The 11682-nt window shown below is 62.9% G+C and carries 10 protein-coding genes; 2 read left to right on the top strand and 8 right to left on the bottom strand.

Annotated elements, in window-relative coordinates; translation table 11 throughout:
- Positions 1-24: 24 nt before the first annotated feature.
- The 8 genes from DM373_RS14830 to DM373_RS14795 all read right to left on the bottom strand — a co-directional run bounded on the left by DM373_RS14830 (position 25) and on the right by DM373_RS14795 (position 9862).
- Entirely contained in the window at positions 25-1947 is a 1923-nt protein-coding gene (locus DM373_RS14830; RefSeq protein WP_110994287.1) for a PrkA family serine protein kinase, read from the bottom strand.
- 283 nt (positions 1948-2230) lie between these two features.
- Complete coding sequence (glpE, locus tag DM373_RS14825) at positions 2231-2560, bottom strand: thiosulfate sulfurtransferase GlpE (protein WP_110994286.1); 330 nt, start codon at positions 2558-2560, stop codon at positions 2231-2233.
- Between the two features lie 12 nt (positions 2561-2572).
- Complete coding sequence (locus tag DM373_RS14820; protein WP_110994285.1) at positions 2573-3439, bottom strand: symmetrical bis(5'-nucleosyl)-tetraphosphatase; 867 nt, start codon at positions 3437-3439, stop codon at positions 2573-2575.
- Positions 3439-3819: a Co2+/Mg2+ efflux protein ApaG gene (apaG, locus tag DM373_RS14815; protein ID WP_110994284.1), complete on the bottom strand. Its 381-nt coding sequence runs from the start codon at positions 3817-3819 to the stop codon at positions 3439-3441. The genes DM373_RS14820 and apaG overlap by 1 nt, the downstream gene beginning before the upstream one ends.
- Before the next feature lie 125 nt (positions 3820-3944).
- Positions 3945-4745 carry a 16S rRNA (adenine(1518)-N(6)/adenine(1519)-N(6))-dimethyltransferase RsmA gene (gene rsmA, locus DM373_RS14810; protein ID WP_110994283.1) on the bottom strand — a complete coding sequence of 267 codons (801 nt, stop codon included), beginning with the start codon at positions 4743-4745 and terminating at the stop codon, positions 3945-3947.
- On the bottom strand, positions 4742-5731 hold the full coding sequence (gene pdxA, locus DM373_RS14805) for a 4-hydroxythreonine-4-phosphate dehydrogenase PdxA (RefSeq protein ID WP_110994282.1): 990 nt from the start codon (positions 5729-5731) through the stop codon (positions 4742-4744). The genes rsmA and pdxA overlap by 4 nt, the downstream gene beginning before the upstream one ends.
- Positions 5728-7047, bottom strand: a complete 1320-nt coding sequence (surA, locus tag DM373_RS14800; protein WP_110994281.1) for a peptidylprolyl isomerase SurA — start codon at positions 7045-7047, stop codon at positions 5728-5730. Before surA ends, pdxA begins: the two co-directional genes overlap by 4 nt.
- The gene (locus tag DM373_RS14795) at positions 7028-9862 is read right to left on the bottom strand and encodes an LPS-assembly protein LptD (protein ID WP_110994280.1); all 2835 of its coding nucleotides are present in this window, start codon (positions 9860-9862) and stop codon (positions 7028-7030) included. Before DM373_RS14795 ends, surA begins: the two co-directional genes overlap by 20 nt.
- A gap of 131 nt (positions 9863-9993) precedes the next feature.
- Here DM373_RS14795 and DM373_RS14790 point away from each other — a divergent pair, with 131 nt between their 5' ends.
- Both DM373_RS14790 and murU read left to right on the top strand, forming a co-directional pair.
- Entirely contained in the window at positions 9994-11013 is a 1020-nt protein-coding gene (locus DM373_RS14790) for an aminoglycoside phosphotransferase family protein (protein WP_110994279.1), read from the top strand.
- Positions 11010-11681 carry an N-acetylmuramate alpha-1-phosphate uridylyltransferase MurU gene (gene murU / locus DM373_RS14785; protein WP_110994278.1) on the top strand — a complete coding sequence of 224 codons (672 nt, stop codon included), beginning with the start codon at positions 11010-11012 and terminating at the stop codon, positions 11679-11681. The genes DM373_RS14790 and murU overlap by 4 nt, the downstream gene beginning before the upstream one ends.
- Position 11682 lies beyond the last annotated feature (1 nt).

Genomic DNA, 11682 nt, shown 5'->3' with positions numbered 1-11682 from the left:
GCTTGCGGCTTGTCACTTGCCGCCTTACTGCGATTTTCTGACCCGCAGGTACCATTCCGACAGCAAACGCACCTGCTTGTCGGTGTAGCCGCGCTCGACCATCCGGGTGACGAAGTCGTTGTGCTTCTGTTGATCCTCCTTGCTGGCCTTGGCATTGAAGCTGATGACCGGCAGCAGGTCCTCGGTGTTGGAGAACATTTTCTTCTCGATGACCACCCGCAGTTTCTCGTAGCTGAGCCAGCTGGGGTTCTTGCCATTGTTGTTGGCCCGGGCGCGCAGCACGAAGTTGACGATTTCGTTGCGGAAGTCCTTCGGATTGCTGATGCCGGCCGGTTTCTCGATCTTTTCCAGCTCTTCGTTGAGGGCGATGCGGTTGAGGATCTCGCCGGTTTCGGGGTCGCGGTACTCCTGGTCCTGAATCCAGAAATCGGCATACAGCACGTAGCGGTCGAAGATGTTCTGGCCGTACTCGCTGTAGGACTCGAGGTAGGCGGTCTGGATCTCCTTGCCGATGAACTCGATGTAGCGCGGCGCCAGGTATTCCTTGAGGTAGCGCAGGTAGCGCTCGCGCACTTCGGCCGGGAATTGCTCCTGCTCGATCTGCTGCTCAAGCACATACAGCAGGTGCACCGGGTTGGCGGCGATCTCGTGCGGGTCGAAGTTGAACACCTTGGACAGGATCTTGAAGGCGAAGCGGGTCGACAGGCCGTTCATGCCCTCGTCGACGCCTGCCGAGTCGCGGTACTCCTGGATCGATTTGGCCTTGGGGTCGGTATCCTTGAGATTCTCACCGTCATAGACCCGCATCTTCGAATAGATGTTGGAGTTTTCCGGCTCCTTGAGCCGCGAAAGCACGGTGAACTGGGCCAGCATCTTGAGGGTGTCGGGCGCGCAGTGGGCCTTGGCCAGCGAACTGTTGACCAACAGCTTGTCGTAGATCTTGATTTCGTCGCTGACCCGCAGGCAGTAGGGCACCTTGACGATGTAGATACGGTCGATGAAGGCTTCGTTGTTCTTGTTGTTGCGGAAGGTGTGCCACTCCGATTCGTTGGAGTGGGCCAGCAGGATACCGGTATAGGGGATGGCCCCGAGGCCTTCGGTACTGTTGTAGTTGCCTTCCTGGGTGGCGGTGAGCAAGGGGTGCAGGACCTTGATCGGCGCCTTGAACATTTCGACGAATTCCATCAGGCCCTGGTTGGCCCGGCACAGCGCCCCCGAATAGCTGTAGGCGTCGGCGTCGTTCTGCGGGAATTCTTCGAGCTTGCGGATATCCACCTTGCCGACCAGGGCAGAAATGTCCTGGTTGTTCTCGTCACCGGGTTCGGTCTTGGCGATGGCGATCTGATTGAGGATCGACGGATAGAGCTTGACCACCTTGAACTTGCTGATGTCACCGCCGAACTCCTGCAGACGTTTGGTGGCCCAGGGCGACATGATGGTGTTGAGGTAACGGCGGTTGATGCCGAACTCTTCTTCGAGAATCGCGCCATCTTCGGTGGCGTTGAACAACCCCAGCGGGGACTCGAATACCGGCGAGCCCTTGATGGCATAGAAAGGTACTTTTTCCATCAGCTGCTTGAGTTTCTCGGCCAGCGACGATTTACCGCCGCCCACCGGGCCCAGCAGGTAGAGGATCTGCTTCTTCTCTTCCAGGCCTTGGGCGGCATGGCGGAAGTAGGAGACGATCTGGTCGATGCATTCTTCCATCCCATGGAAGTCGGCAAAGGCCGGATAGCGGCGGATCACCTTGTTGGAGAAGATCCGCGACAGCCTGGAGTTGCTTGAGGTGTCGATCAGCTCTGGGTCGCCGATGGCCAGCAACAGCCGCTCGGCCGCCGAGGCATAGGCACTGCGATCCTCTTTGCACAGCTCGAGGTACTCCTGCAGCGTGAGTTCTTCCTGGCGGGTGGACTCGAAACGTTGTTGGAAGTGGCTAAAAATGCTCATGACGTCACCTCGCTCGATACGTGGAGACGACGCCGGATCAGTCAGCCGATGCTGGCATGCAGCCGGTTTTTGCCGGTTGCTGTATACCCCCCAGAACACCCTGAAACGCTACCGATGACCCGCACGCCGGTGTACCGGCTCTCCCCTTTTTTGGATGGCCTGGGCTTAAGGATAGTTGGTTATACGAGAGGTCAAGGGCGGGGGGCGAAGAAGACCTCTGCGACCGTTCGTCAGGTCGGTCGCGAGCCCGCACGGAACGCGGGCTGCAGGAAAAATGAAAAAATTATTCAGCGCTGCCCTGGGCGGTTTCGCTCGGGTAGGTGGCGCGCCACAGCTCGAAGCCTCCGTCGATGCTGTAGACGTTGGAGAAGCCCTGGCCGACGAGGTAGGCGGCGGCGCTCTGGCTGGAGTTGCCGTGGTAGCAGACTACCAGTGTAGGCGCGTCCAGGTCGGCGTTGCGGATGAAGTCGGCAACCGAATGGTTATCCAGATGAGTGGCGCCGCTGATGTGGCCGGCGGCATAGGCTTGCGGGTCGCGAATGTCGACCACGACCGCGCCTTTTTCGCGCAGGGCGAGGGCCTGTTCGGGGGAGATGCGCTTGAATTCGCTCATGGGGCGGTTCCTTCAGGGCTGATCGGTAGGGGCGGCTGGTGCTGCCGGCAGGCGAGGGGTGCCCTCGCGGGTGCAGTCGCAGCGGTGGTACTCGCCGCTGTCGACGTTGTACAGGGTCATGGCGCCCCCCCAGACGCAGCCGGTGTCCAGGGCGATGACGCCCGGCGCGCTGACGCGGCCTTCAAGGGCGGCCCAGTGGCCGAAGATGATCTTCACATGGCGAGCACGACGCTCGGGGTGGTCGAACCATGGCTTGTAGCCTTTCGGCGCGCTGTCTGCGCCTTCCTTGGTCTTGAGGTCGAGCTTGCCGGCGGCGGTACAGAAGCGCATGCGGGTGAAGTAGTTGGTGATCACCCGCAGGCGCTCGACGCCGGTGAGATCCTTGCTCCACTTGTTCGGTTCGTTGCCGTACATGCCGTCCAGGTAGAGCTTCAGGCGATTGTCGTCGCGCAGCACTTCCTCGACTTCAGCTGCCAGCTCGAGCGCTCTGCCCAGGGTCCATTGCGGCGGGATCCCGGCGTGAACCATGGCGATGCCACGGGGCTCGTCGTAGTGCAGCAGCTTCTGCCGGCGCAGCCAGTCGAACAGTTGGTCGGCGTCCGGCGCTTCGATGATTTCGCGCAGGGTGTCGCTCTTCTTCAGGCGCTCGACGTTATGCCAGGCCGCCAGCAGGTGCAGGTCGTGGTTACCCAGCACGCACACCAGGGCGTGCCGAATGGAATACAGGTAGCGCAGTGTTTCGAGCGACTCGGGGCCGCGGTTGACCAGGTCACCTACCAGCCACAGGCGATCGACGGCAGGGTCGAAGCGTACGCGTTCGAGCAGGCACTTGAGCGGCTGCAGGCAGCCTTGCAGGTCACCGACCGCGTAAGTGGCCATCAGTGCAGGGCTCCGGGAACGGCCAGGCGGAACGGTGCGATCTCGGCATCGAAACGTTTACCGTCTTCGGCGAACATCTGATAGCTGCCCTGCATGGTGCCGACGCGGGTGCTGATGACCGCCCCGCTGCTGTAGGTGTGGCTCTGGCCCGGGTCGATCAGCGGTTGTTGGCCGATCACGCCGGCGCCGCGCACTTCCTCGACTTCGCCATCGCCATTGGTGATCAGCCAGTGACGCGACATCAGTTTGGCCTTGACCGTGCCGTTGTTCTGCACGGTGATGGTGTAGGCGAAAGCGAAGCGACTGTTTTCGGGGTCGGATTGTTCTTTGAGGTAGCGGGTCACGACGCTGACGTCGATCTGGTAGCGGGGGTCGGACATGCAAGGGCCTTGGGCGAACTGACGCAATAACGCAGTCTAGGCCATTGGCGGGGGGGAGGGCCAGTCATGGCTGACCGTGGGGCAAGCCCGCTCCCGTGGGAGCGAGCTTGTGTTGCGAGGTGGGGTCAGCCTTGCTGCTCGGCCAGCTTGTCGGCCAGGCGCACGAACGCTGCCAGGTCCAGTTGCTCGGGGCGCAGGCTGCCATCGACGCCAGCGGCCTCGATGGCCTGGCTGTCGAGCAGACCCTTGAGCGTGTTGCGCAGGGTCTTGCGGCGCTGGTTGAAGGCTTCGCGCACGACACGCTCCAGCAGCAGCGGGTCCTTGGCTGGGTAGGGCAGCACTTCATGGGGCACCAGGCGCACGATGGCCGAATCGACCTTCGGTGGCGGGTTGAAGGCGCCGGGGCCTACGTTGAACAGGTGTTCCACGCGGCAGTGGTACTGCACCATGATCGACAACCGCCCCCAGTCACCACCGCCAGGCCCTGCGGCCATGCGCTCGACCACTTCCTTCTGCAGCATGAAGTGCATGTCGCGGATCAGGTTGGCGTGTGCCAGCAGGTGGAAGATCAGTGGCGTGGAGATGTTGTAGGGCAGGTTGCCTACCACTTTCAGGCTGCGTGGCGGTACACCCAGCTGATTGAAGTCGAACTTCAGGGCGTCGCCCTGGTGCAGGCGGAAATTGTCACGCCCGGCGAACTTGTGCTGCAGGATCGGCACCAGGTCCTTGTCCAGCTCCACCACGTCCAGTTGTGCGCCGCTGTTCAGCAGGCCCTCGGTGAGGGCGCCCTGGCCAGGGCCGATTTCCAGCAGGTTCTCGCCGGCCTTGGCGTGGATCGCCCGCAGAATGCGGTCGATGATTCCGGCGTCATGCAGGAAGTTCTGGCCGAAGCGCTTGCGCGCCCGGTGTTGGTAATGCTCGGTCATGGTCGGTTCTCGGCCATCTGGTAGGCGGTTTCCAGGGCGACGCGCAGGCTGCCGGTGTCGATCTTGCCGGTGCCGGCCAGGTCCAGGGCGGTGCCGTGGTCGACCGAAGTGCGGATGATCGGCAGGCCCAGCGTCACGTTGACCGCAGCGCCGAAGCCCTTGTACTTGAGTACGGGCAGGCCTTGGTCGTGGTACATCGCCAGCACCGCGTCGCAGTGCTCCAGATATTTGGGGGTAAACAGGGTATCGGCCGGTAATGGTCCGCGCAGGTCCATGCCTTCGGTACGCAGGCGCTCCAGTACGGGCTCGATGATGTCGATTTCTTCGCGGCCAAGGTGGCCGCCTTCGCCGGCATGCGGGTTGAGCCCGCAGACCAGGATGCGTGGTTTGCCGATGCCGAACTTGTCACGCATGTCCGCATGCAGGATGCGGGTCACGCGCTCCAGGCGCTCGGCGGTGATGGCGTCGGCAACGTCGCGCAGCGGCAGGTGCGTGGTCACCAAGGCCACGCGCAGGCCATGGGTGGCCAGCATCATGACCACCTGTGCGGTGTGGGTGAGGTCGGCAAGGAACTCGGTATGGCCGGAGAACGCGATTCCGCTCTCGTTGATCACGCCTTTGTGTACCGGGGCGGTGATCATCCCGGCAAAAAGCCCGTCAAGGCAGCCTTGCCCGGCGCGTGTCAGCGTATCCAGCACAAACGCGGCGTTGGCCTTGTTCAGTTGCCCGGCGGCCACAGGCGCGGCCAGGGGCGTATCCCAGACGTACAGGCTGCCGGCAGGGGCAGGGTGTTCGGGCAGGTTGTCCGGGGTGACGGCCAGCAGGCTGACGGCCAGGCCCAGCTGCGTGGCCCGCTCGGCGAGCAGGTCACGGCTGGTGATGGCGATCAGGGGATGGGGCTGGGCCTCGGCGGCGAGCAGCAGGCACAGGTCGGGGCCTATGCCGGCTGGTTCGCCGGGTGTAACGGCGAAGCGCAGGGGCTTCACTGGGTGGCCTGGTCAGCGCCAGGCAGTTTGACTTCAACGTAGGCCTCGTCGCGGATCTGGCGCAGCCAGGTCTGCAGCTCTTCGTCGTACTTGCGGTTGCGCAGTACGCTCATGGCCTGCTGTTCACGGGCTTTTTCGGTGCTGTCGGTGGCGCGGCGGCCCAGCACTTCCAGCACATGCCAGCCGTACTGGGTACGGAACGGCTTGGTCACCACGCCTTGTTTGGCGTCGGCCATCTGCTCGCGGAATTCCGGGACCAGGCTGTCCGGGTCGACCCAGTTCAGGTCGCCACCGTGGAGTGCCGAACCCGGGTCTTCCGAGAAGCTCTTGGCCAGGGTGGCAAAGTCTTCGCCGCTGCTGATCCGGTCGTACAGTTTTTCAGCGAGCTCCTTGGTGGCGGCTTCGCTGCGGATCTCGCTTGGCTTGATCAGGATGTGGCGCACATGCACTTCGTCACGCAGCACGCTCTCGCTGCCACCACGTTTCTCCTCGAGCTTGAGGATGATGAAACCGTTGGGGATGCGAATAGGCTGGGTGACGTCGCCGGCGCTCATGCTGCTGAGCATCTTGGCAAAGTCCGGTGGCAACTGGCCGGCTTTACGCCAGCCCATCTCGCCGCCTTCCAGGGCGTTCTCGCTGGCCGAGCGCTCGATGGCCAGCTTGCCGAAGTCGGCGCCCTGCTTGAGCTGCTGGTAGACCTGGCCGGCCTGCTGGGCTGCCGCCTGGATGGCCGTGGAGTTGGCGCTTTCCGGGGTCGGGATGAGGATGTTGGCCAGGCGGTACTCTTCCGACATCTGCATCTTGCCGAGGTCGGAGTTGAGGAAGTTCTTCACTTCCTGCTCGGACACCTGGATACGTTCGGCGACGCGACGCTGACGCACGCGGCTGATGATCATCTCGCGCTTGATCTGTTCGCGGGCGTCGTCGAACGACAGGCCATCATGGGCCAGGGCGGCACGGAACTGCTCGGGCGACATGCCATTGCGCTGGGCAATGGTGGCGACGGCCTGGTTCAGTTCTTCGTCGGTGATGCGGATGCCCGAGCGCTCGCCGATCTGCAGTTGCAGGTTCTCGACGATCAGGCGTTCCAGTACCTGCTGCTCCAGTGCGCCAGCCGGCGGCACGCCGCCACCGCGTTTGGCGATGGTCTGCTGGACTTCACGCACGCGCTGGTCCAGTTGGCTCTGCATGACCACGTCGTTGTCGACGATGGCCACCACGCGGTCCAGGGACTGCGGTGCGGCATGCGCCGCGCCACTGAGTAAAACGGCGCCCAGCATCAGCGGGCGCAGACGATCAATAAGCTTGGTCTTCACGTTCACGATAACCTTGAATGCCTTTGTCCAGGAACGACTCAACCTTGTTGCCCACTACGCCGCCGAGGCCCTTGAGCACGACTTGCAGGAAGATACCGTGGTCGCCCTTCTCGTTGTCCGGGACCGCCTGGCTGAAGTCGTCGTAGTCGATCCAGTAGCGGTTGATCAGGCGCAGCTTCCAGCAGCAGTTGTCGTACTCGAAACCGCCCATGGCTTCCAGGGTGCGGTTACGGTTGTAGTCGTGCTGCCAGCGTGCGATCACACTCCACTGCGGCACGATCGGCCAGATGACCGAGAAGTCGTGCTGCTGGATCTTGTAGTAATCCTTGATGTAGCCCGGTTCGCCTGGTGTGCCGTAGTCGCCGCCGCCAACTTTCCACAAACCGGTCAGCGAGTCATAGGTGATCAGGTCGTTGCGGTAGCGGTAGCCGAGGTTGACGATCTTGTTCGGATTGTCTTCAGGCTGGTAGTGGAACATCGCGCTACCCGAGCGGGTGCTGCGGCTGTCCGGGTCCCAGTTGAAGTCCGAGTTGAAGCGCCAGTCGCGGTTGAAGGCGTACTCGTATTCCAGCGCGTACGGCGAGACATCCGACAGGCTGTCCTTGCGGGTGCTGTAGTCAATGCCTGGCAACTGGACCTTGCGGTCCTTGAAGTAGAACGCCTGGCCAATGCTGAAGCGCTGACGCTGGAAGCCGTTGTCCTCGATCCAGCGGTTGGTCACGCCCAGCGACAGCTTGTTTTCGTCGCCGATGCGATCGGTGCCGCTGAAGCGGTTGTCGCGGAACAACGAACCGTAGTCGAACAGACGCTCGCCCGTATCGAAGAGCGGGATGTCCTTCTGGTCCTTGTACGGGACATAGAGGTAGAACAGCCGCGGCTCGAGGGTCTGGCGGTAATTGGTGCCAAAGAGTTGGGTCTTGCGGTCGAAGTACAGGCCGCTGTCGACGCTGAAGATCGGGATGTCGCGGTTCAGCGTACTGTTGTAGCTGCCATAGCCCGGTAGACCCGACTGGGTGATTGCCTGGGCCTGGCCCTGACTGTCCAGATCGAGGTCGTAGCGGGTAACGGCGTACTTGAGCTTCGGCTTGATGTAGCCGTAGCTCGCTTCCATTGGCAGGCTGATGGCGGGTGCCGCATGCAGACGGGTACCGTTGGCCCGGGCGATGCCGGTGACACTCTCGTCAAGGCGGCGACCGCCCAGGACGTTACCGGCATCATCAGTCACGAGGCCGAGCGAAGTGTCAGGCTTGCCATCCTTGTCGAACACCAGATCGTTCTTCAGGTCACGTTCGAAGCGAACGGCCTCGGCTTCGTAGCTGAGGTCGAGCCCTTCGGGGTGGTACGGCAGCAAACCGGTGATCGAAAGCTGTGGAAGCTTGTCGTAAGGGGTAATCTGCGAAATGGTCGCCATTTCGTAGGCATGCACGTTCAACCGGGCGGTGTAGTCGTCGCCACGGTAGTTGAGCGTGCCGCGCTGGTTGACGTAGTCCCGGCTGTCGACACCGATCTGGTCCGATTCCAGGTCCTGGAAGTAGAACGGGTCACTGATGTCGGTGTAGTCCACCTCAGCCATCAGGCGATCATCCAGGCCGCCCTTGTGCTGCCAGTTGATCATCCAGCGTTCTTTCTTGTAGTCCGTCTGCAGCTTGCGGTCGTCGTCCTGATCGCTCAGGTAGGCGCCACCGAACTGACCTTCGCTGGATTTGGTCAGGTAGCGGAATTCGCCTTCCATGAGCATGCCGCGCTTGGCCATGTAGCGCGGGTACAACGTGGCGTCGTAGTTCGGCGCCAGGTTGAAGTAGTACGGAGTGACCAGCATGAAGCCGGTATCGCTGCTGCTGCTGAACGATGGCGGCAGGAAGCCGGACTGCCGACGATCATCGATCGGGAAGTAGATGTACGGCGTATAGAAGACCGGGAAATCCTTGACCCGCAACGTGACGTTGGTGGCAGTACCAAAGCCGGTGGCCGGGTTGAGGGTGATGTTGTTGCCCTTGAGCTGCCACGCGTTGCTGCCCGGCTCACAGGTGGTGTAGGTACCGTCCTTGAGGCGGATGATCGCGTTTTCCGCGCGCTTGGCGTACAGCGCATTACCGCGGATGTGCGATTTGTGCATCACGTATTCGGCGTTGTCGACCCGGGCTTCGCCGGTGTCGAGCTGAATCTGTGCTTCGTCGCCGACCACCAGGGAGCCGTTGTCACGGATCTTGACGTTGCCCTTGAGCTCGCCACGGTTCTCGGCCTGGTACAGGTTGGCTTCGTCCGCTTCGGCCTGCATGCTGCCCTGGCGCATGACCACGTCACCGGCGAGGGTGGCGATCTGCTGTTCCTGCTGGTACTTGGAAACCTTGGCGTTGATGTAGGTCGGGGCTTCGTCCTTGGGCGTGGTGTCATCCATGCCTGGGCGGATTGGCTCGATATAGGCGCCACCGCAGTACGGGCCGGTCTCGGCCAGCTGCGCGGCCGTGAGCTTCTCGCGGGGTACCCAGTCGAGGTGGCTGTAGTCTTCGCTGCGCGATTTCAGGGCGCGGCCCTTGCTCTCGGTAACCAGCACCGGCTTGTCGGCCTGTTCCTGGGCCACTTGCTCCGGTGTTTCATCACCGGAACTGGCGGCAGCGGCACCCGGATGAACCGGGCGAGGCGGCAGGTTGCTGGCAGCCTTGGGCTTGCAGTCCCAGCCACCGGAAGCGGACACTTGGCAGTCGAACTGCTCGGCTGCTAACGCATGCGGCATGGCCAGAGGTTGCAGGGCCAGCAGACCGCCAGTGACCAGCAATGGAAACTTTCTACGAAACGCGGGGGATTTCAATGCCATCTTATTAGTCCGGGCTTCCTGCGTGCCATCTGCCCGCGTGTGGGGGCCGCACGCCTCTCGATGGTCTGAAAAAGATGCTGGATAATAAAGCATGACCCGCTTGACGGCTAGCGCCGTCGGAGACCCTTGTAATGCCCGACCACGATGTACGTCTGCAACAACTGACTGCCTGGCTCGCCGAGCAGCTCGAGATTCTATTTCGCACCAACGGCTGGGGTGACGTGCCCGCCGGCAGCCTGACCGCCGCCAGCAGCGATGCGAGTTTCCGCCGCTACTTCCGCTGGGAGGGCGCCGGCCACAGCTTCGTGGTCATGGATGCGCCACCGCCCCAGGAGAACTGCCGCCCGTTCGTTGCCATCGACCACCTGCTGGCCAGTGCGGGCGTGCATGTGCCGTACATCCATGCCCAGGACCTTGAGCGCGGCTTCCTGCTGCTGGGCGATATGGGGCGCCAGACCTACCTGGACGTCATCGATGCTGACAACGCCGATGCCCTGTTCAAGGACGCCATCGAGGCTTTGCTGGCGTTCCAGCGCCTGCCGATGGACGCACCGCTGCCCAGCTACGACGATGCGCTGCTGCGCCGCGAAGTCGAACTGTTCCCGGAGTGGTACGTTGGCCGCGAGCTGGGCGTGAAGCTGAGCGAGGCCCAGCAGGCCAGTTGGCAGCGGGTCAGCCAACTGCTGATCGACAGCGCCCTGGCGCAACCGAGAGTGCTGGTGCACCGCGACTACATGCCGCGCAACCTGATGCAAAGCACGCCGAACCCAGGGGTACTGGATTTCCAGGACGCGGTCTACGGCCCGGTTACCTACGACATCACCTGCCTGTTCAAGGACGCTTTCCTCAGCTGGCCCCAGGCCCGCGTCGAGGGGTGGTTGAGCGATTACTGGCAAAAGGCCCAGGCCGCCGGTGTTCCCGTGCAGCCGGCATTCGAGGACTTCCACCGCGCCAGCGACCTGATGGGGGTGCAGCGCCACCTCAAGGTGATCGGTATTTTCGCCCGCATCTGCCACCGTGACGGCAAACCGCGCTACCTCACTGACGTACCGCGTTTCTTCGCCTATATAGATGAAGTGATTGGTCGTCGTCCGGAGTTGGCCGAGCTGGGCGCGCTGATCAGCGAACTCAAGGCCGGGGCCCATTCATGAAGGCAATGATCCTCGCGGCGGGCAAGGGCGAGCGCATGCGCCCACTGACCCTGCACACCCCAAAACCGCTGGTGCCGGCCGCCGGCAAGCCGTTGATCGAGTACCACCTGGAGGCGCTGGCCCGTGCCGGCTTCACCGAGGTGGTCATCAACCATGCCTGGCTCGGCCAGCAGATCGAGGATCACCTGGGCGATGGCAGCCGCTTTGGCCTGCGCCTGCGCTACTCGCCGGAAGGCGAACCGCTGGAGACCGGCGGCGGCATCTTCAAGGCACTGCCGCTGCTGGGTGATGCGCCGTTCGTGCTGGTCAACGGCGATATCTGGACCGACTACGACTTCGGCGCGTTGCGGGCGCCGTTGCAGGGGCTCGCGCACCTGGTGCTGGTTGGCAACCCCGGGCACCACGGGCGAGGCGACTTCCGCCTGCAGGGCGAACAGGTGACTGATGGTGATGATGCGCCCGGGACGCTGACGTTCAGCGGTATCTCGGTGCTCGACCCGGCGCTCTTCGAGGGCTGCCAACCCGGCGCCTTCAAGCTCGCACCGCTGCTGCGCAAGGCCATGGCAGCGGGCCAGGTGAGTGGCGAGCACTATCAGGGGCGCTGGGTCGATGTCGGCACCCCCGAACGCCTGGCCGATGTCGAACGCCTGATCGGCGAGCGCGCCTGAT

The sequence above is a fragment of the Pseudomonas sichuanensis genome, assembly GCF_003231305.1.
Lineage (GTDB): Bacteria > Pseudomonadota > Gammaproteobacteria > Pseudomonadales > Pseudomonadaceae > Aquipseudomonas > Aquipseudomonas sichuanensis.
This window is presented reverse-complemented; position numbering and strand designations above follow the sequence as displayed.